This is a genomic window from Mycobacteriales bacterium, assembly GCA_035995165.1.
Taxonomy (GTDB): Bacteria; Actinomycetota; Actinomycetes; order Mycobacteriales; family CADCTP01; genus CADCTP01.
Map to the genome: position 1 here is coordinate 1 of DASYKU010000023.1, position 20257 is coordinate 20257.

A 20257-nucleotide genomic window follows, 5' to 3' on the forward strand; every position below is an offset into this window, starting at 1 on the left:
CGAGAACGAGAAGACCACCTGGCACCCGGAGAACGTCAAGCACGGCCGGTACGGCGACTGGCTGAACAACAACGTGGACTGGGCGCTGTCCCGGGACCGCTACTGGGGCACCCCGCTGCCGATCTGGCGCTGTCCGGACAAGCACGACACCTGCGTGGGATCCCTGGCGGAGCTGGGTTCCCTGGCCGGCCAGGATCTGTCCACTTTGGACCCGCACCGGCCGTTCGTGGACGACGTGACGATCGCCTGCCCGTCCTGCGGCGAGCAGGCGCGCCGGGTGCCGCAGGTGATCGACGCGTGGTGGGACTCGGGTTCGATGCCGTTCGCGCAGTGGGGCGCGCCGCTGCACAACCAGGCCGAGTTCGAGGCGACGTACCCGGCGCAGTACATCTGCGAGGCGATCGACCAGACCCGCGGCTGGTTCTACTCGCTGATGGCGGTCGGCACCGTCGTGTTCGGACGGTCGTCGTACGAGACCGTGCTGTGCCTCGGGCACATCCTCGCCGACGACGGCCGCAAGATGAGCAAGCACCTCGGCAACATCCTGGAGCCGGTGCCGCTGATGGACCGGCACGGGGCGGACGCGCTGCGCTGGTTCATGCTCTGCAGCGGCTCGCCCTGGTCGGCCCGGCGGGTCGGGCACACGGTGCTCGAGGAGATCGTCCGCAAGGTGCTGCTGACGTACTGGAACACCGCCTCGTTCCTCACCCTGTACGCGGGGGCCGCCGGATGGGAGCCGGGCACGCCGGTCGCCGACGTCGCCGACCGGCCACTGCTGGACCGCTGGGCGCTGTCCGAGCTGCACCGCACCGTGGCCGAGGTCGACGCCGCGATGGAGGGCTTCGACACCGCGCGGGCCGGCAAGCGGCTGGCCGCGTTCATCGACGACCTGTCCAACTGGTACGTGCGGCGCTCCCGGCGGCGGTTCTGGGACGGCGACCCGGCCGCGCTGGCGACCCTGCACGAGTGCCTGGAGGTGCTGACCCGGCTGCTGGCACCGTTCACGCCGTTCGTGACCGAGGCGGTGCACCGGGCGCTGGTCACCTCGGTCTGGCCGGACCTGCCGGACTCGGTGCACCTGCGCGACTGGCCCCGCGTCGACGGGTCCCTGCAGGACGCGGAGCTGGCGTCGCAGGTCGCGCTGGTGCGGCGGCTGGTCGAGTTGGGCCGCTCGGCCCGGACCGCGTCGAAGGTGCGCACCCGGCAGCCGCTGGGCCGCGCGCTGGTCGGCGCGCCCGGCTGGGCGACGCTGCCGGCGGAGCTGCGCGCGCAGGTCGCCGAGGAGCTGAACGTGCAGTCGGTGGAGGGGCTCGGCGGGGTCGGCGGCGAGCTGGTCGACGTCAGCGTGAAGCCGAACTTCCGGGCGCTGGGCAAGCGGTTCGGCGCCGGCACGAAGGCGGTCGCGGCCGCGGTGGCGGCGGCCGATCCGGCGGCGCTCGCGGCCGCGGTGCGGTCCGGGGCGGCCACGATCGAGGTCGACGGCGCCCCGGTGCAGCTCGGCGCGGACGACCTGGTGGTGACCGAGACGCCGCGGACGGGCTGGGCGGTGGCCGCGGACGGCGGCGAGACCGTCGCGCTGGACCTCGCCGTCACGCCGCAGCTGCGCCGGGCCGGGATCGCCCGCGAGGTGGTCCGGCTGGTCCAGGACGCCCGCAAGGCCAGCGGGCTCGAGGTGACCGACCGGATCACGCTGACCTGGTCGGCGTCGGCGCCGGAGGTGGCCGAGGCGGTGCGCGAGCACGCGGCGGCCGTGGCCGGCGAGGTGCTCGCGGTCTCGTTCGCGGAGGGCGCGGTGACCGACGGCCGGCGGGACGACGAGCTCGGCCTGGAGTTCACCCTCGCCAAGGCTTGAGCCGACCGGCTCAGCGCTGGTACGCCGGCTGCTCTCGGATGACTACCGAGAGCTAAAGTTGCTGACGTCCGTCGCTGGCCCGTTCGGCGCCGTCCTGGTCGGACGGCTGGGTCACCCGGGCGCGGGAGCGGGCCAGCAGGGTCGCGTCCGGCCGGCAGACGGCGCACGGGGTGAACCCGCCGCGGCGGGCGACGGAGACCGCGAGCGGGACCGGCTGCGCGTCCGCCAGCGTCGGGCAGTCGCTCAGGTGATAGCGCGGGCGGCCGTCGACGACGACCACCTCGTCGGGAAGCTGGGCCACCCGCAGCGCGTCCCGGACCGGGATCCGCTCGATCCCCGGCTCACCCTCCGGCGTGTCGACCGGCGTGTCGGCCGGCTCGACGGCAGGCGGGGCGGCCGGGTCGGTGCGCTCGGCCGGCGGCGCCGCCGTCGGATCCCCCCAGGCCGACGACGCGTCGACCGCAGGCGGCTCCGGCCGCGCCGCGCCCGGAGCCGGCGGGGAGACAGCCGCGTCCGGCGCGGAGACAGCCGGATCGGGCGGAAAGGCAGCCTGGCCCGGCGGGGAAACAGCCGGGACGGGTCCGGTCCAGCCGGGACGCTGGTCGGCGTCGGGCGACTGACCCGGTGGGGTCGTCGCCCAGGGCCACGTCTGCGCCCCCGCCCAGGTCCCGGGCGGGGACACGGGACCAGCCGGCGGAGCGGGCGCGGGCCGGTACGGCGTCGGGGAAGGCGCCGGGTCCACCCCGGCTGACGCTGAACCGACCGATGCGGGGCCGGCGATGGCAGGACCGGCGTCCGGGACGCCGTCGGCCACGGGACGCCGGCGGTGCCGTACGACAGAACCGGCGATCAGCGCGACCGCGCCGAGGCCGGCGGCCAGCGACACCCACACGAGCGGGTCGTTGGCGGCGAACAGTCCCCACGCCAGCGCCACCGCGGAGGCGACGATCAGCGCGAGGCTGAGCAGGATCACGAGCGGTCCCCGGGGGTGCACCCGGGGCCCGGCTCGAACCGGGCGGGGAACCGGGTGAGGATGTCGGCGCGGGCGTCAGTTGCCGCCGCGACCGTCGCCCTCGCCCCGCCCACCGTAGGCACCGGCATAGCCCGCTCCCGCGGCCGCGGCGACGGCGGCCGGCTCGGCCGAACCACGGCCGTCCAGGTCGCGCAGCTGCGACTCCAGGTAGGACTTCAGGCGCGTGCGGTATTCCCGCTCGAAGGTGCGCAGCTCCTCGATCCGCTTCTCGAGGGTGCCCTTGCGCTCCTCCAGCCCACCGATGATCTCGTTGTGCTTGCGCTCGGCGTCCTGCACCAGCGAGGTCGCCTTGCCCCGGGCGTCACGCTCGACCGACGCGGCCTGCGTGCGCGCCTCGCCGACCATCGAGTCCGCCTTGCTGCGGGCCTCGCCGACCATGCGGTCGGCGGTGGAGCGGGCGTCGCCCATCATCCGGTCCGCCTCGGCCTTGGCGTCGGAGACGTACTTCTCGGCCGTCTCCTGGGCCATCGCGAGCACCTTGACGACCTGGCTGTTCTCGTCGATGCGCGGCGCCTGCTGCGGGGCGGGCGGCGTCATCGCCATCGGCTCGGGCACCGGCGGGGGCGGCTGACGCAGCTGCTGCTGTGGTCCGCCCTGCTGGATCGGACCCGAGCGGGCCATGTCGTCGGCCTGCTGCTTGAGGTCGTTGTTCTCCTCGATGAGCCGGGCCAGCTCGGCCTCGATCAGGTCGAGGAAGGCGTCCACCTCGTCTTCGTCGTAACCGCGCTTCCCTATCGGCGGTTTCTTGAACGCGACGTTGTGCACGTCAGCTGGAGTCAGGGGCATCGGATCACCTCGGGTCGACGGGACACAGGTCAGACTACGGCCTCGGTCAGAGTCAGACGCTACCGGTTCGGGTTGGCCGCGTTGACAACGTTCATCAGCACGTACACCACGAACAGCAGGACCATGAAGCCCAGGTCGATGCTGAAGTTTCCCAGACGCAGCGGCGGGATGACGCGCCGCAGGGCCTTCAGGGGCGGATCGGTGACCGAGTAGACAACCTCCAGCCCAACCGCCGCTACGCCGGATGGCCGCCATGACCGGGCGAACATCATCACGTAGTCGAACACCAGCCGGGCGATGAGCAGGATGAAGAAGACGAGGAGGACGAACGACGCCACCTCAAGGACTACGGCCACCGATCTCCTGTGTCAGCTCTGGTTGAAGAACCCGCCCTCGGCGATGCGGGCCTTGTCTTCCGCGGTGACGTGGATGTTCTGCGGAGAGAGCAGGAACACCTTGTTCGTCACCCGCTCGATGCTACCGCGCAGCCCGAAGATCAGCCCCGCGGCGAAGTCGACGAGACGCTTGGCGTCCGTGTCGTCCAGATCGGTGAGGTTGATGATCACCGGAACGCCCTCGCGGAAGTGCTCCCCGATCGTGCGGGCCTCGTTGTACGTCCGCGGGTGCAGCGTGGTGATGCGGTAGCTGGCCGGCTCGTCCAGCGGCTCCCGGTACGCGGGCTCCCGGTGGTACGTCTCCTGCGTGGCCACGACGCTCCTCGTCGGCTCGGCGTCCTCCCAGCCGCGGCCGGCCGCGACCCGGCGGACCGGGACCACCTCGGCCTCCGCGTACTCGTCGTACTCCTCGTAGTCGGCCGCGTCGTGACGGTCGTCGTCCTCGACGAGACCGAGGTAGACCCCCATCTTGCGCATGGCACCCGCCACCAGGACCCTCCTCCTCGCCGGAACCAGCTGCGCACGGGCAGTTCGGACCTCGGGCGCGGGCCGACACTACCTCCGAACAGGCGGCCGACCGCCGAGCAACGCCGTACCGATCCGAAGGTGTGTCGCGCCGTGTCTGACCGCGGCCTCGAGGTCGGCGCTCATGCCGGCCGAGATCACCCCGGCGTCCGGATGCGCGGCCCGCAGCCGCTGCGCCACCTCGGCCAGCGTCGCGAACGCCGCGTCCGGGTCGGCGCCCATCGGCGCGACCGCCATCACCCCGGCCGGGCGCAGCAGGCCGGTCGCCGCGGCCTCGTCCGCGAGCGCGGCCACCTCGTCGACCGGCGTGCCGCCGCGGTCCGGGTCGCCGTCCAGGCTCACCTGGACCAGCACGTCGAGGGACGCACGCCCGGCCCGGCGGACGCCGTTGGCCAGCGCGCGGACCAGCTCGGGCCGGTCCAGGGACTGGACCACGGCCGCGTACGCGGCGACGGAGCCGGCCTTGTTGCGCTGCAGCCGGCCGACGAAGTGCCAGCGGGCGCCGGGCAGCTCGGCAGCCTTGCCCCGGGCCTCCTGGTCGCGGGCCTCCCCCAGCTCGGTCACGCCCAGCTCGACCAGCCGCCGGGCGTCCGCCACCGGGAACGTCTTGGTCACGCCGACGAGGGTCAGCTCGGCCGGGTCCCGCCCGGCGTCCTTCGCCGCCCGCTCGATCCGGCCCCGCACCTCGGCCAGGTTGGCGGCGATCTCCTCGGTCCGCGCATCCCCACTCACCCCCGGATCATCCCAGCCCGGCCCGCCGCGCGCGGTGACCAGCTCGGGCCGCGGGCGGCGAGAACTCGGCTCGCGGCCAGCTCAAGCCGCGGCCGGCGGTCCGAGCGCCCGGGCGGCCAGCGACGGATGGGCCGGCCGGGGCGGCTGGGCGCGGCGGCGCTGCCGGCCCGGGGCGGGTCAGGGTTCGAGCCAGGCGACGGCGGCCTGGCGGCCGGTGACGCCGTCGCGACGGTGGCTGTAGAGCTCCGGGTCCTCGGCCGTGCAGCGCGGGTCGGTGACGACCTTGCCGAAGCCGAGCCCGTCGAGCTGCCGGGCCAGCCCGGCCCGCAGGTCGAGCCCGGGCGTCCCCTTCCGGGTCCGGACCGCGCTGCCGGGCAGCCGGGACTCGACCGCGGCCTGCATGTCGGCCGGCACCTCGTAGCAGGCGCCGCAGACCGACGGCCCGAGCAGTACGTCGCCGGTCGCCGGGTCGCCGCCGGCGGACCGGAACGCCTCGACCGCCCGCGGCACCACCCCGGCCGCGGCCCCGACCCGGCCCGCGTGCACCGCGGCGACGACACCGTGCTCCGCGTCCGCGAGCAGGATCGGGACGCAGTCGGCGACCAGCACCGCGACCGCGATCCCGGGCGTGGCCGTGACCAGCCCGTCGGTCGCCTCCACCGGCTCGGCCCGGGGCCCGTCGACGACCTGCACGGTCGCGCCGTGGATCTGCTCCATCCAGATCACGTGGTCCGGGGCGAGCCCGGCCGCCGCCGCCAGCCGGCCCCGGTTCGCGGTGACCGCGGCCGGGTCGTCGCCGACGTGCGCACCCAGGTTGAACGACGCGTACGGACCGGTGGACACCCCGCCGGAGCGGGAGGTGACGATCCGGCGGACGGTCACCCCTTGAGGAAGTCGGGCACGTCGAGCTCCTCGTCCAGCTCGACCGGCCGCCGCACGTGCCCGCCGCTGGACCCGCCGGAGCCGGAGCTGCCGGCGCTGCCGCCGCGCAGGCCCGAGGTCGCCGGCGGCCCGTACCGCGAGGTGACGGTGGGGGTGGTCGAGGACAGCGGCTGCGGGTTCGGCGGCGCCGGCGGCGTCTCCTTGCGCTGGGGCTCGACCGGCTTGTGCTTGGGCGAGCCGCCGTCGAACCCGGCCGCGATCACGGTCACCCGGACCTCGTCGCCGAGCGCGTCGTCGATGATCGCGCCGAAGATGATGTTGGCCTCGGCATGGGCCGACTCGGCCACCATCGAGGCGGCCTCGTTGATCTCGAAGATGCCGAGGTCGGAGCCGCCGGAGATGGACAGCAGCACGCCGTGGGCGCCCTCCATCGAGGCCTCCAGCAGCGGCGACGCGATGGCCAGCTCGGCCGCGGAGATCGCCCGGTTGTCGCCGCGGGCCGACCCGATGCCCATCAGCGCCGAACCGGCCCCGCTCATCACCGACTTCACGTCGGCGAAGTCGAGGTTGATCAGGCCCGGGGTGGTGATGAGGTCGGTGATGCCCTGGACGCCGGACAGCAGCACCTGGTCGGCGCTCTTGAACGCGTCCATCACGCTGACGCCGCGGTCGCTGATCTGCAGCAGTCGGTCGTTCGGAATCACTATCAGCGTGTCGCACTCGTTGCGGAGCTGCTCGATGCCCAGCTCGGCCTGGCCGGCCCGCTTGCGGCCCTCGAAGGTGAACGGCCGGGTGACCACGCCGATGGTGAGCGCGCCGAGCTTGCGGGCGATGCTGGCCACCACCGGCGCGCCGCCGGTGCCGGTACCGCCGCCCTCGCCCGCGGTGACGAAGACCATGTCGGCCCCCTTGAGGACCTCCTCGATCTCCTCGCGGTGGTCCTCGGCGGCCTTGCGGCCGACGTCCGGCACGGCGCCGGCGCCGAGGCCCCGGGTGAGCTCCCGGCCGACGTCGAGCTTGACGTCGGCGTCGCTCATCAGCAGCGCCTGCGCGTCGGTGTTGATCGCGATGAACTCGACGCCCTTGAGGCCGACCTCGATCATCCGGTTGACGGCGTTGACGCCACCGCCGCCGATGCCGACGACCTTGATGACCGCCAGGTAGTTGTGCGGTGGTGTCATCGACAGTGCCTTCCCTCGGTGAAAGTCGTCGGGTTTACCAGTCGTGCCAGGTCTCACCCTCAGGTCGACGGTTAATGTTATGTCAACCTCTCCCGCTGCGGGCGACAGTAAGCAGCGGCTCGCGGAGGGTCCACTACCTGCGCGGCGTGTCGTCGCAATCCGTGAGTTGTCACGTACGGTGACGAATCTGAGGCCTGTCCTCGCTGAACGGAGACAGCAATGGGGCTCGGCCGGCGGACCGGGGTGGATCGGCGGGCCGGCGACGCCGGAGCGCTCGGCGCCGCGGATACATGGTCGCCGCGTACGAGGTCTCGGAGAAGGACGGCTCGCGCGTCGGCGTGGACACCAAGCGGGTCACGGTCACCGGCTGAGCGCGCTCAGCGGACGGTGACCACCGACGGCGTGCTCACGTCGTAGTGCGACCCGGGCCGGCTCAGCAGCGCGGCCAGCACGGTCGCCTTCGCGGCCGAGTCCTCGGCGCCGCCCCAGAGCACCGTGCGCCGGCCGGTGAGCACCAGCGTGACCTGCTCCGGGGTCGGCGCGGTGACCTCGCCGACCTGGCTCAGCAGCGCCGGCGACAGCGCGGTGACGGCGGCCAGGGCGGCGGCCGCGGTCTGGCTGTCCGGGCCGACGTCCATTGTCAGGATCGGCAGCTTCGGGTGGGTCGACAGGCGCTGGAAGACCACGCCCTCGGGGTCGACCAGCCAGAGCGCGCCGTCCCGGCTGACCAGGGCGACGCCGCGACGCTCGGTGACGGTGATCCGGACCGTGCCGGGCCAGGACCGGGTCACCGCGACCCGCTCGACCCCGGGCAGCGTCCGGATCCGGGCGGCCACTCCCCCGGTGTCGACCCGGAGCAGCGGCTGCCCGTCCGGCACCGCGGCCGCGGACCGGACCTGCTCGGCCGACAGCGTCCGGGTGCCGGTGATCGCGACGTTCTTGACCCCGAGCACGCCGGTGTAGCCGGCCAAGTAGACCGCGCCGCCGACCAGCGCCAGCAACACCAGCAGGGCGAGCAGGAGCTTGGTCCGGGTCGAGACCGGCCGGCGCGGCGGCGCGCTCGCCGCGACCGTCGGCGCGACCCGCGTCGGCGGGCTCACTCGCGGCCCCCCGCCGTGGCCGGGACGGCGGACCGCCCGGCCGTGACCGGGACGGCGGATCGCCCGGCCGTGGCCGGGACGGCGGACCGCCCCGCCGTGGCCGGGACGGCGGACCGCCCCGCCGTAGCCGGGACGGCGGACCGTCCGGCCGGATCGCCGGCGGCCGGATCGCCGGCCGCCGGGCCGTGGGCGGCCGGCGGGGCCGGGCTCACGGGCGGCTCCGCGGGCCGTCGGTGGCCGGGTTCACGGCCGGGCCGTCAGGGCGGTGAGGATGTCGGGGCCGAGCGCGGTCACGTCGCCGGCGCCCATCGTGATGACGAGGTCGCCCGGGCGGGCCCGGGCGGCGAGCTCGGCCGCGACGGTCGAGCGGTCCGGCGCGAACACGACCTGCCCGGCCGGCAGCGGCACCGCGTCGGCGATGAGCGCGCCGGTGACGCCCGGGACCGGGTCCTCGCGGGCCGCGTACACGTCCAGGACGACGACCTCGTCGGCCAGCCCCAGGGCGGCGGCGAAGTCGGCCGCGAATGCGACGGTCCGGCTGAACAGGTGCGGCTGGAAGGCGACCAGCACCCGGCCCGGACCGGCGACCGTCCGGGCCGCCCGCAGCTGGGCGGCGACCTCGGTCGGATGGTGGGCGTAGTCGTCGTAGACGGTCACGCCGGCGGCCGAGCCGCGCAGCTCGAAGCGGCGGCGGACCCCCGCGTACCGGCCGAGGCCCTCGACCAGGCCGGCCGCGGGCAGGCCGAGCTCGAGGCCGGTCAGCAGCGCGGCGGCCGAGTTCAGGGCCATGTGCCGGCCCGGGACCGGGACCCGGACGGGCTCGACGTCCAGCGGCTTGCCGTCCAGCACCGGGCGCCAGGTCGTGCCGGTGGCGTCCTCGGCCAGGTCCTCCAGCCGCAGGTCCCCCGCCTCCAGCCCGTACGACCGGACGCGCAGGCCGGCGTCGGCGGCCGCGGCGGCGGTCCGGCCGGCGCCGGGGTCGTCGGCGCAGGAGACCAGGAACCCGTCCGGGTCGATCCGGCGGGCGAACTGCTCGAACACGATCGCGACCTGCTCGGCCGTGCCGTGCTGGTCGAGATGGTCGGCCTCGACGTTGGTGACCACCGCCGCGTACGGCGAGAGCAGCAGGAACGAGCCGTCGCTCTCGTCGGCCTCGGCGACGAACAGGTCGCCGGTGCCGTCGGCGGCGTTGACGCCCGAGCCCGCCAGGTCGCCGCCGATCGCGTACGCCGGGTCGGCGCCGCAGGCCTGGGCCGCGGTGACCAGCATCGAGGTCGTCGAGGTCTTGCCGTGGGTGCCGGCGATCGCGATCCCGCGCCGGCCGGCCATCACCGCGGCCAGCGCGGCGGCCCGGCGCAGCACGATCAGCCCGCGCTTGTGCGCCTCCACGACCTCGGGGTTGGCGTCCCGGATCGCGGTCGAGACGACCACGGTGTCCACGCCGGTCACGTTGGCCGCGTCGTGTCCGATGTGGACGGTCGCGCCGGCGTCCCGCAACGCCTGTGACGTCGCCGACTCGCGCGCGTCGCTGCCCGAGACCGGGACGCCCCGGGCGAGCAGGATCCGGGCGATGCCGCTCATCCCGGCGCCGCCGATGCCGACGAAGTGCACCCGGCCGAGCTCTGCCCCCGCGGTCCGGTTCATCGGCCCGGCCCCGCCCCGGAGGAACCCGACCCCGCCGAGGAACCCGGCCCCGCCCCGGAGGAATCCGGCCCCGCCTCGGAAGAATCCGGCCCCGCCTCGGAGGAGCGGGGCCCGGCCGCCGCCACGTCCAGGACGGTCCGGGCCAGCGCGAGGTCGGCGTCCCGGTGACCCAGCGACGCGGCCGCCTCCGCCATCGCCTCCAGCCGCCCGGGGTCGCCCAGCACCGGCGGCAGCGTCGCGGCCACCCACTCCGGCGTGCACTGCGCGTCGGTGACCAGCAGCCCGCCGCCGGCGGCGACCACCGGCTCGGCCAGCAGCCGCTGTTCGCCGTTGCCGTGCGGCAGCGGCACGTACGCGGCCGGCAGCCCGACCGCGGTCAGCTCGGCGCAGGTGTTCGCCCCGGACCGGCACAGCACCAGGTCGGCGGCCGCGTAGGCCAGCTCCATCCGGTCCAGGTACGGCACCAGCACGTACGGCGGGTCGTCCGGGGCGACGGTCGGCGCCGGCACCTCGTTGCGGGGCCCGGCCGCGTGCAGCACCTGGATGCCGGCCCGGGCCAGCGCGCCGGCGGCCCCGATCGCGGCGGTGTTCAGCGTGCGCGCGCCCTGGGAGCCGCCGGTGACCAGCAGCGTCGGCAGGTCGGCCCGCAGCCCGAAGGCCTCCCGGCCCTCGCCGCGGCGGGCGACCCGGTCCAGGGTCGCGATCTCGGCCCGCATCGGCAGGCCCAGCGTGACCGTGTCCTTCAGGCCGGCGACGCCGTCGGTGGCGGTGACGACGCGGGCCGCGTACCGGGCGCCGAGGCGGTTGGCCAGCCCGGCCCGCGGGTTGGCCTCGTGCACGACGATCGGGATGCCGCGGCGCTTGGCCGCCAGGTACGCCGGGGCCGAGACGTAGCCGCCGAAGCCGACCACGACGTCTGCCCCGACCCTGTCCAGCACCTCGCCCGCGGCCCTCACGGCCGAGCGCAGCTTGGTCGGCAGCGACAGCCACTCGCCGCTGGGCTTGCGCGGCACCCGGACCCGCGGCACCAGCTCCAGCGGGTAGCCGCGGGCCGGCACCAGGCTGGCCTCCAGTCCGCGGGCGGTGCCGAGGGCGGTGACGACGGTGCCGGGGGCGAGCCGGCCGAGCGCGTCCGCGGTGGCCAGCAGCGGCGAGACGTGCCCGGCCGAGCCACCGCCGGCGAGCACGACGGAGACAGGGCGAGTCATCGGCGGCGGGCCTCCCGGCGCGGGCTGGTCTGGCGGGACGGTCGGGCCGATCCTGCCGTCCGCGGCGGCGGCACGCTCACCCGCCTCCCGCCCCGGTCACCCGTTCGGTCGACTCCACGCCCCCGAGCCGGCGACGTTCGGCGGCGCGGGCGCTCCCGCGGCAGCCGGGGCGCCGGCAACCCCAGCAGCTTCGCCACCCGGCCGCGCGTGCCCAGCTGCGCGACCGCGTCCGGCTCGTGCCGGGCGAAGGAGGCGAGCATGCCGAGCGCGAAGACGGTGACCAGCAGGGACGTACCGCCGGCCGAGATCAGCGGCAGCGGTACGCCGGTGACCGGCAGCAGCCCGCTGACGTAGCCGATGTTGAGCACGGCCTGCCCGACGATCCAGACGGTCACGCCGGCGGCCGCGAGCCGGGCGAACGGGTCCGCGGTCCGCCGCGCGATCCGCAGTCCCGCGTACGCCAGCGTGGCGTACAGCAGCAGCACGATCAGGCCGCCGACGAGACCGAGCTCCTCGCCGATGACGGCGAAGATGTAGTCGGTGTGGGCCTCGGGCAGGTTCAGCCACTTGGCCCGGCCCTGCCCCAGCCCGACCCCGAACCAGCCGCCGGACGAGAGCGACGAGAGGCCCAGCAGCGGCTGGAACCCGGCCCCGGTCGGGTCCGCGGACGGGTCCAGGAAGTGGGTGACCCGGGCGAACCGGTAGGGCTCCATCACGGCCAGCCCGGCCACCACGACCCCGGCCAGCCCGAGCAGCGCGCCGAAGATCCGGCCCGGCGCCCCGACCGTCCACAGCAGACCGAACAGGACCATCGCGAAGCACATCGAGGTGCCCAGGTCCGGCTCCAGCACGACGAACGCCGCCATCAGCGCCGCGACCGGCACCAGCGGCATCACCAGGTGCCGGGCCTGCCCGAGCAGCCGCTGCTTGCGGACCAGCAGGTCCGCGCCCCACAGGGCGAGCGCGAGCTTGGCCAGCTCGGCCGGCTGCATCTGCAGCGGGCCGACGTCCAGCCAGCGCTGGGCGCCGTTGAGGTTCAGCCCGACCCCCGGCACCAGCACCGCGGCCAGCAGCACCAGCGACACCAGCAGGCCCGGGTACGCCAGCCGCCGGTACATCCGCGGCGTGAACCGCACCCCGAGCCAGAACGCCGGCACGGCCAGCGCGACCCAGACCGCCTGCCCGGTGAAGACCGAGTAGGCACTCCCGGTCTCCTGGTACGACTTCACCATCGACGCCGAGAGGACCATCACCAGGCCGAGCCCGAGCAGCAGGCCGGTGCTGACCAGGATCAGGTGCAGCGAGGTCAGCGGCCGGTCCAGGAACGAGGCGACCGGCTCATCGTCCGGCTCCGCCGGCGCCTCCGCGGTGGCCGTCACGACAGCGCCCGGACCGCCGCGCCGAACGCGTCACCGCGCGCGCCGTAGTCCCGGAACATGTCCATCGAGGCGGCGGCCGGCGCCAGCAGCACCGTGTCGCCGGCGCGCGCCAGACCCGCGGCGGCGCGCACGACCTCGGACATCGCACCATCGTCGGTCCTCGACACGGTCTCGACGGGGAGGTTGGGGGCGTGTCGCGCGATCGCGGCGGCGATCACGGCCCGGTCCGCGCCCAGCAGCACCACGCCGGCCAGCCGATCGACGACCGCGGCGACCAGCTCGTCCACCGGCGCGCCCTTGAGCAGCCCGCCCGCGATCCAGACGACCGGGTCGTACGAGGTCAGGGAGGCGGCGGCGGCGTGCGGGTTGGTCGCCTTGCTGTCGTCGACGTACGCGACCCCGGCGATCTCGGCGACCCGCTCGTTGCGGTGCCGGTCGGGCACGAACGCGGCCAGACCCTGGGAAACCGCCGCCGGGGGGACGCCGTGGGCGCGGGCCAGCGCGGCCGCGGCGAGCGCGTTGGCGACGTTGTGCGGGCCGGCCGGGCGGACGTCCGCGGCGGCGGCCAGCGACCCGCCGCCGAACGCGCGGTCGACCAGCAGCCCGCCGACCACGCCGAGCTGGTCCGGTCCGGGCTCGCCCAGCGTGAAGGACAACTGCCGGCCGGGCGCCCGGGTCAGCCGCTTCGCCACCTCGGGGTCGTCGGCGTTGCCGATCGCCACTGTCTCCGGGCCGGCCCAGATCCGCTCCTTGTCCGCCGCGTACGGCTCGAAGCCGCCGTGCCAGTCCAGGTGGTCCGGGGCCAGGTTGAGCAGCGCGGCCGCGGCGGGACGGACGCTCGGGGCGGAGTGGAGCTGGAAGCTGGACAGCTCGACCGCGAGCACGTCGTACGGGGGGTCGGCCCGCACGGCGTCGACCACGGGCAGGCCGACGTTGCCGGTGGCCACGGCGCGCTCGCCGGCGGCGGCGAGCATCGCGGCCAGCATCCGTACGGTGGTGGTCTTGCCGTTGGTGCCGGTGAGCGCCAGCCAGGGGGCCGGGCCGCGCAGCCGCCAGGCCAGCTCGACCTCGCCGATGACCTCGACCCCGGCCGCCGCGCTCAGCAGCGGCGAGTCCGGCCGCCACCCCGGCGAGGTGACCACCAGGTCGGTGCCCGCCGGCGCGGCGTCCGCGCCCAGCACGATCGTCGCCCCGGCGGCGGCCAGCGCCTCGGTGCGGGCCGATGCCGCCCGGTCGACGACGGTGACGTGCACGCCCAGCTCCAGCAGGGCCCGCGCCGCCGCCTCCCCCGAAGCGCCGGCGCCGGCCACGACGATCCGCCGCCCGGCCCAGTCAGCCACCAGCCGCCTCCGGCGCGACCGGCCGCGCCGGGCAGGTGCGCGACGCGGGGGCGCAGGGGGTGCCCTCCTGCGCGGGGTGGGTGGGCGGGCCGAGAGAGCTCACCCGGGCAGCCCGTAGGAGATGAACTCGGCGTAGAAGAGGCCGAGGCCGAAGGCGACCGCCAACCCGGCGATGATCCAGAACCGGACGATCACCGTCGTCTCCGCCCACCCGGCCAGCTCGAAGTGGTGGTGGAACGGCGCCATCTTGAACAACCGTTTCCGGCGTGTCTTGAACACCGCGACCTGCAGCATCACCGACAGCGTCTCGACCACGAACAGCCCGCCGAGCACGATCAGCAGCAGCTCGGTCCGGGACACGATCGCGATGCCGGCGACCAGCCCGCCCAGCGCCAGCGAGCCGGTGTCGCCCATGAAGATCCGGGCCGGGGCCGCGTTCCACCACAGGAAGCCGAAGCAGGCCGCCATCGCCGAGGCCGCGATCAGGGCGGTGTCCAGCGGGTCCCGGGCCTCGTAGCAGCCGGCCCGCTGCAGCGTCTCGCAGGCGTTGCGGAACTGGTAGAAGGAGATCGCCGTGTACGCCCCGAACACCATCGCGGTGCTGCCCGCGGCCAGCCCGTCCAGGCCGTCGGTGAGGTTGACCCCGTTCGACGTACCGCTGATCACGATGTACGCGAAGACGACGAAGAAGATCGCGCCGAAGCTGATCTCCGGGATGTCCCGGACGTAGGACAGGTGCACCGAGGCCGGCGTGAGCCCGGACTTGTCCTTGAACCGCAGGGCCAGCACGGCGAAGGAGATGCCGATCACGAGCTGGCCGACGAGCTTGGTCCGGGCGGACAGGCCGAGGCTGCGCTGCTTGCGGATCTTGATGAAGTCGTCCAGGAAGCCGACCACGCCCATGCCGGTGAACAGGTAGAGCAGCAGCAGGCCGGTCGCGCTCGGGCCGCTGCCCGAGGACAGCAGGTGGGCGGCGAAGTAGCCGACCAGGGTGGCGACGATGATCACCGTGCCGCCCATCGTGGGCGTGCCCCGCTTGGCCATGTGCGACTGCGGCCCGTCGTCCCGGATCGCCTGGCCGAAGCCCTCCCGGCGGAAGATCCGGATGGCGATCGGGGTGCAGAGGATGGAGACCAGCAGCGAGACCAGCGCGGCGACCAGGACCGACCTCACCGGGCGGCCTCCGCCAGGGCCAGCGCGACCCGTTCCAGGCCGGCCGCGCGACTGGCCTTCACCAGCACCACATCCTCCGGCTCCAGTTCCTTCTCCAGCAGCGTGATCGCCGCGGCCGCGTCAGGTACGTGCACGGAGATGTCACGCGCGGCATCATGCAACGGTTGCGCGCCGGGCCCGACGACCACGACCCGGTCGACGCCCAGCTCGGCCGTCAGCGCCCCGATCCGCCGGTGCGCGTCGTCCGCGGTCTCCCCCAGCTCGCCCATCGCGCCGAGCACGGCCCAGGACCGCCGGCCGCGCGCCATCGTGGTCAGCGCCCGCAGCGCGGCGGCCATCGACTCCGGGTTGGCGTTGTACGCGTCGTTGACCACCAGCACCCCGTCGGCCCGCTCGGTGACCTCCATCCGCCACCGCGACAACGCCCTGGCCGCACCCAGCGCCGCCGCGATCGCGTCCGGCGCCATCCCCAGCTCCAGCGCGACCGCGGCCGCGCTGAGCGAGTTGCCGACCTGGTGGACGCCGTGTACGGCCAGCGTGACCGGCACCGAGACACCCCTGTACACCAGCGTGTACGACGGGGTGCCGAGCGGGTCCAGCGTGATCCCGGTGGCCCGGACGTCGGCGTCGGCCGACTCGCCGACCGTGACCACCCGGGCCGCGGTCCGCGACGCCATCGCCAGCACCAGCGGGTCGTCGGCGTTGAGCACGGCCAGCCCCTCGGCCGGCAGCGCCTCGACCAGCTCACCCTTGGCCCGCGCGACGTTCTCCCGGCTGCCGAACTCGCCCAGGTGGGCGCTGCCCACGTTGAGCACGACGCCGATGCGGGGCCGGGCGATGCGGGTCAGCCAGGCGATGTGCCCGATCCCGCGGGAGGACTTCTCCAGCACCAGGTAGCGGGTCTCCGCCGTGGACCGCAGCACCGTGTACGGGTGGCCGATCTCGTTGTTGAACGATCCCGGCGGCGCCACCGTCGGCCCCAGCCCGGCCAGCAGCTGGGCCAGCAGGTCCTTGGTCGAGGTCTTCCCACTCGACCCGGTCACGCCGACCACGGTGATCTCCGGCAGCCGCTCCAGCACGCCGTGCGCCAGCGCGGCCAGCGCCTCCTGCACGTCCGGCACCACCACCGCAGGCGTGCCGACCGGCCGCGCGGCCAGCACCCCGGCCGCGCCCGCCGCCACCGCCGCGGGCGCATGGTCGTGTCCGTCGACCCGGGCGCCGGGCAACGCCACGAACAGGCCGCCGGGCCCGATCCGGCGCGAGTCCAGCTCCACGTCGCCGGTGATCAGCACGGACGGGTCGGGCGCGTCGGCGAGCACACCGCCGACCACGGCCGCGATCTCGGCCAGGCTCAGAGGGATCACCGGCCGACGCTCCCGGTCAGTTCCTCCAGCGCGGCCCGCAACACGGCCCGGTCATCGAACGGGTGCACCACGCCGGCGATCTCCTGCCCCTGCTCGTGACCCTTGCCGGCCACCACGACGGCGTCGCCCGGCCGGGCCCGCCGGACCGCCTCGGCCACCGCGGCCCGCCGGTCCGGCACCTCGACGACCTCGGCCGCGCCGGCGACCGTCCGGGCCCCGGCCAGGACGGCCGCCCGGATCGCGGCCGGGTCCTCCGAGCGCGGGTTGTCGTCGGTGACCAGCAGCAGGTCCGAGCCGGCCGCACCGGCCGCGCCCATCAGCGGGCGCTTGTCCCGGTCCCGGTCGCCGCCGGCGCCCAGCACCAGGATCAGCCGGCCGCGTACGTCCGGCCGCAGCGCGGCGAGCAGCCGCTCGACCGCGACCGGGGTGTGCGCGTAGTCGACCACCGCGACGTACCCCTGGCCGAGGTCGACCCGCTCCAGCCGTCCCGGCACGCCCCGGGCGGCCACCCCGCGGGCCGCGACCGCCGCCGGTACGCCCACGGTGGCCAGCGTCGCGATCGCCAGGATCCCGTTCGCCACGTTGAAGCTGCCCGGCATCCGGACCGAGGCCGGCAGGTCGACCCCGGGCCCGTGCACCCGGAACGCGGTCGAACCGGACGGGTCGGGCCGGATGTCCGCCGCCTGCCAGGCCGCCTGGTTCGCGGCGGCCGACACCGTGACCGTGCCCGGCTTGACCAGCCGCTGCCCGTACGGGTCGTCGACGGTGACGATCTCGTACGCGCAGCGCCCGTCGAAGAGCATCGCCTTGGCCGCGAAGTAGTCCTCCATCGACTTGTGGAAGTCGAGGTGGTCCTGGGACAGGTTGGTGAACGCGCCGGCGGTGAACCGGGTGCCGTCGACCCGGCCGAGGGCCAGCGCGTGGCTGGAGACCTCGATCGCGACCGCGGTCACCCCGCGCTCCGCCATCACCGCGAACGTCGCCTGCAGGTCGGTCGCCTCCGGCGTGGTCCGGGTGCTCGGCACCGCGGTCCCCGCCACCCGGGTCTCGATCGTGCCGACCAGCCCGGTGGTGTGCCCGCCGGCGACCAGCCCCTCCTCCAGCAGGTACGCCGTGGTGGTCTTGCCGTTGGTCCCGGTCACCCCGATGACGAGCATCCCGGCGGTCGGGTCCCCGTACACGGCCGCCGACAGCGCGCCGAGCAGGGCCCGGGGCCGGTCGGCGACCAGCAGCGGCAGCCCGGTGCCGGCCGCGAGGTCCGCGCCGGCCGGGTCGGTGAAGATCGCGGCCGCGCCGGCGGCGGCCGCGGCGGCCGCGAACCGGGCCCCGTGCGTACGGGAACCGGGCAGGGCCGCGAGCAGGTCACCGGGCCGCACCGCCGAGGAGTCGTGGGTGACCCCCGTGACCACGGCGTCACGGACCGGAATCGGTAGGCCGAGCGCGGTCGCGAGCTCGGCCAACCGGTGCGGCTGGGGCCGGATCGGCCGCGGCGGCGAGGTCCCGGACACGGGGCGCAACCCTAGTCGACTGTGAGCTTCAGGGTCGGGACGGGCGTGCCGGTCGGCGGGACCTTGCGGGCCGTCAACGCGTACGACATGACGTCGTGGAAGAGCGGAGCCGCGACGGACCCGCCCTCGCCGCCGCCCGGCGGCTCGGTGATCACCACGGACATGACCAGCTCCGGCTTGTCCGCGGGGGCTATCCCGGCGAAGGTCGCCCAGTAGCCGCCGCCCGAGTAGCACTTGCAGGCCGGGTTGGGCCGCTGCGCGGTGCCGGTCTTGCCCGCGACGCGGTAGTTGTCGATCGCCGCCTTCGGCGCGGTGCCGCCCTTCGCGACCACCGCCTCCAGCATGCTCCGTACGGTCTTGGCCGCGTTCGGGGAGATGACCGTGGTCCGCCGGGCCGGCGTCGTCGGCGTGCTGGTGCCGTCCGGGCCGATGACCGACCTCACGATCCGCGGCTGCACCCGGACCCCGTCGTTGGCGATCGTCTGGTACATCCCCGCCAGCTGCAGCGGCGTCATCGACAGGCCCTGACCGATCGGCAGGTTGCCGAACGTGCTGCCCGACCAGGTGTCCGGCGCCGGCAGGATGCCGGCGCTCTCCCCCGGCAGCTCGATGCCGGTCCTGGTGCCGATGCCGAACTTGCGTTCGGTGTCGTAGAACTGGGCCGGCCCGACCAGGTCGTTGGCGATCATCAGGGTGCCGACGTTGCTGGACTTGGCCAGCACGCCGGTCGCGGTCCACCGCATCGGGGCGTGCGACCAGGCGTCGTGGACGTAGCGGTCGGCGATCTTGATGGAGTCCGGGACCAGCAGCGGCGTGGTCGGGGTGAGCTTGTCGTGCTCGACCGCGGCCGAGAACGTGACGACCTTGTTGGCCGAGCCCGGCTCGACCGGCGCGGCCACGGCCGGGTTCGTGCCGGCCACCTTCGGCGTCTTCGCCGGCGTCTGCGAGTTGTACGTCGGGGCGCTGGCCATCGCCAGCACCTCACCGGTGTGCGCGTCCAGGATCACCGCCTGCCCGCTGCTCGCCTTGGCCGTGGCGACGGCCTTGGCCAGCCCCTGCTGGAGCTGGTACTGCAGGTCCTGGTCCAGGGTGAGCTGGACGGTCGAGCCCGGCACCGCGTCGGTCTCCTGCCGCAGCCCGCCCGGGATCTGCAGGCCGTTGCTGCCCCGCTCGACCTCGATCCGGCCGTCGGTGCCGCGCAGCGCGCCGTTGTACTTCGACTCGATCCCGGCCAGCCCGCCGTCGTCGTTGGTGTAGCCGACCACGGCCGAGGCCAGGTCGCCGCCGGGGTACAGCCGCTGGGTCGAGTCGTCGGCGCCGATGCCCTTGAGGTTCAGCGCGATGATGGTGGCCGCCTCGGCGGGCGTGACGTCCTTCAGCAGCGGCACGTACCGGGTCCTGGCCTTGGTCAGCTTGGGCAGCAGCACGGCCGCCGACTGCTTGAGCGGGCCGGCCAGCGCGGTCGCCGTCCCCTGCGGGTCGGTCACCTCGGTCGGGTCGGCGAAGATCGTCCGGGACGCCACGCTGTACGCCAGCGGCTGGCCGTCGCGGTCCACGATCTCGCCCCGGGTCGCCGGGATCGTCGTCGGGTAGAGCAGCTGCTTCTGCGTCCGCGCGGCCAGGTGGTCGCCGTCGAAGCCCTGGAGCTGGACCAGCCGGCCGCCCAGGATCACCAGCAGCGTGCAGACCGCGGCGAAGCCGACGCCGAGGCGGCGGCCGGGGTCGCCGAGGCGCAGCAGGCGGGAGCGGGCCGGGCGGCGCGGGGGGCGGCCGCCGCCGCGGGTCGACCTCGGGGGGCGGGGCCGGCTCGTGGTGGCGCGGGTCCGCGCGGTGGTGCCGGGACGGGCGCCGGTGCGGGTCCGCGTCGTACGGGTGCCGTCGCTGCGCGTGCTGCTCGTGCCGGTTCCCCGGCCTGCGGTCGTCCGGGCGGCGCCCGCGCCGGTGCCCGTGTCGCGGGTGGCGCGGGTGGCGCCGGTGTCGCGGCTGGCGCCGGTGTCGCGGGTCCGGCCCGTGTCGCGGGTCGTGCTGCGGCCGGACCCGGTTCCCCGGCCTGCGGTGGTCGTCCGGCCGGCGCCGGTGGCGCGGGCGGTACTGGTGGCGCGGGGGGTACTGGTGGCGCGGGTGGTACTGGTGGCGCGGGCGGTACTGGTGGCGC

General features: G+C 75.1%; 17 protein-coding genes. 1 reads left to right on the forward strand and 16 read right to left on the reverse strand.

Features of this window, described 5'->3' with window-relative positions; translation table 11 throughout:
• Positions 1-1852, forward strand: a 1852-nt coding sequence (locus VGP36_03965; protein ID HEV7653880.1) for a class I tRNA ligase family protein, incomplete at its 5' end; no start/stop codon positions are given.
• A 52-nt stretch (positions 1853-1904) separates the two neighbouring features.
• Here the strand turns inward: VGP36_03965 and VGP36_03970 are convergent.
• The 16 genes from VGP36_03970 to VGP36_04045 all read right to left on the reverse strand — a co-directional run.
• Positions 1905-2825 carry a hypothetical protein gene (locus VGP36_03970; GenBank protein ID HEV7653881.1) on the reverse strand — a complete coding sequence of 307 codons (921 nt, stop codon included), beginning with the start codon at positions 2823-2825 and terminating at the stop codon, positions 1905-1907.
• 75 nt (positions 2826-2900) lie between these two features.
• Positions 2901-3671 (reverse strand): DivIVA domain-containing protein, encoded by a 771-nt coding sequence (locus VGP36_03975; GenBank protein HEV7653882.1) that lies wholly within the window; start codon positions 3669-3671, stop codon positions 2901-2903.
• Between the two features lie 59 nt (positions 3672-3730).
• Positions 3731-4009 carry a YggT family protein gene (locus VGP36_03980; GenBank protein ID HEV7653883.1) on the reverse strand — a complete coding sequence of 93 codons (279 nt, stop codon included), beginning with the start codon at positions 4007-4009 and terminating at the stop codon, positions 3731-3733.
• A gap of 30 nt (positions 4010-4039) precedes the next feature.
• On the reverse strand, positions 4040-4555 hold the full coding sequence (gene sepF, locus VGP36_03985) for a cell division protein SepF (protein HEV7653884.1): 516 nt from the start codon (positions 4553-4555) through the stop codon (positions 4040-4042).
• Between the two features lie 66 nt (positions 4556-4621).
• Positions 4622-5323, reverse strand: a complete 702-nt coding sequence (locus VGP36_03990; GenBank protein ID HEV7653885.1) for a YggS family pyridoxal phosphate-dependent enzyme — start codon at positions 5321-5323, stop codon at positions 4622-4624.
• Positions 5324-5500: 177 nt separating this feature from the next.
• Complete coding sequence (gene pgeF / locus VGP36_03995; GenBank protein ID HEV7653886.1) at positions 5501-6205, reverse strand: peptidoglycan editing factor PgeF; 705 nt, start codon at positions 6203-6205, stop codon at positions 5501-5503.
• Complete coding sequence (gene ftsZ / locus VGP36_04000) at positions 6202-7386, reverse strand: cell division protein FtsZ (GenBank protein HEV7653887.1); 1185 nt, start codon at positions 7384-7386, stop codon at positions 6202-6204. Before ftsZ ends, pgeF begins: the two co-directional genes overlap by 4 nt.
• A 377-nt stretch (positions 7387-7763) precedes the next feature.
• On the reverse strand, positions 7764-8486 hold the full coding sequence (locus VGP36_04005) for an FtsQ-type POTRA domain-containing protein (protein ID HEV7653888.1): 723 nt from the start codon (positions 8484-8486) through the stop codon (positions 7764-7766).
• A gap of 243 nt (positions 8487-8729) precedes the next feature.
• Positions 8730-10130: a UDP-N-acetylmuramate--L-alanine ligase gene (gene murC / locus VGP36_04010; GenBank protein ID HEV7653889.1), complete on the reverse strand. Its 1401-nt coding sequence runs from the start codon at positions 10128-10130 to the stop codon at positions 8730-8732.
• Complete coding sequence (gene murG, locus VGP36_04015; protein ID HEV7653890.1) at positions 10127-11338, reverse strand: undecaprenyldiphospho-muramoylpentapeptide beta-N-acetylglucosaminyltransferase; 1212 nt, start codon at positions 11336-11338, stop codon at positions 10127-10129. Before murG ends, murC begins: the two co-directional genes overlap by 4 nt.
• Positions 11335-12717: a putative lipid II flippase FtsW gene (gene ftsW, locus VGP36_04020; GenBank protein ID HEV7653891.1), complete on the reverse strand. Its 1383-nt coding sequence runs from the start codon at positions 12715-12717 to the stop codon at positions 11335-11337. The genes murG and ftsW overlap by 4 nt, the downstream gene beginning before the upstream one ends.
• Positions 12714-14057: a UDP-N-acetylmuramoyl-L-alanine--D-glutamate ligase gene (murD, locus tag VGP36_04025; protein ID HEV7653892.1), complete on the reverse strand. Its 1344-nt coding sequence runs from the start codon at positions 14055-14057 to the stop codon at positions 12714-12716. Before murD ends, ftsW begins: the two co-directional genes overlap by 4 nt.
• Before the next feature lie 99 nt (positions 14058-14156).
• Complete coding sequence (gene mraY, locus VGP36_04030; protein ID HEV7653893.1) at positions 14157-15230, reverse strand: phospho-N-acetylmuramoyl-pentapeptide-transferase; 1074 nt, start codon at positions 15228-15230, stop codon at positions 14157-14159.
• Positions 15227-16594, reverse strand: coding sequence for a UDP-N-acetylmuramoyl-tripeptide--D-alanyl-D-alanine ligase (gene murF / locus VGP36_04035; protein HEV7653894.1), 1368 nt, complete (start codon positions 16592-16594; stop codon positions 15227-15229). Before murF ends, mraY begins: the two co-directional genes overlap by 4 nt.
• Positions 16591-18102, reverse strand: coding sequence for a UDP-N-acetylmuramoyl-L-alanyl-D-glutamate--2,6-diaminopimelate ligase (locus VGP36_04040; GenBank protein ID HEV7653895.1), 1512 nt, complete (start codon positions 18100-18102; stop codon positions 16591-16593). The genes murF and VGP36_04040 overlap by 4 nt, the downstream gene beginning before the upstream one ends.
• Positions 18103-18113: 11 nt before the next feature.
• A partial coding sequence (locus tag VGP36_04045; protein HEV7653896.1) for a penicillin-binding protein 2 occupies positions 18114-20257 on the reverse strand: 2144 nt, incomplete at its 5' end.

Coding starts and splice junctions, on each gene's coding strand:
- VGP36_03975 (HEV7653882.1), bottom strand. CDS start 3,671: ATGCCCCTGACTCCAGCTGACGTGCACAACGTCGCGTTCAAGAAACCG.
- ftsZ (HEV7653887.1), bottom strand. CDS start 7,386: ATGACACCACCGCACAACTACCTGGCGGTCATCAAGGTCGTCGGCATC.
- murC (HEV7653889.1), bottom strand. CDS start 10,130: ATGAACCGGACCGCGGGGGCAGAGCTCGGCCGGGTGCACTTCGTCGGC.
- murG (HEV7653890.1), bottom strand. CDS start 11,338: ATGACTCGCCCTGTCTCCGTCGTGCTCGCCGGCGGTGGCTCGGCCGGG.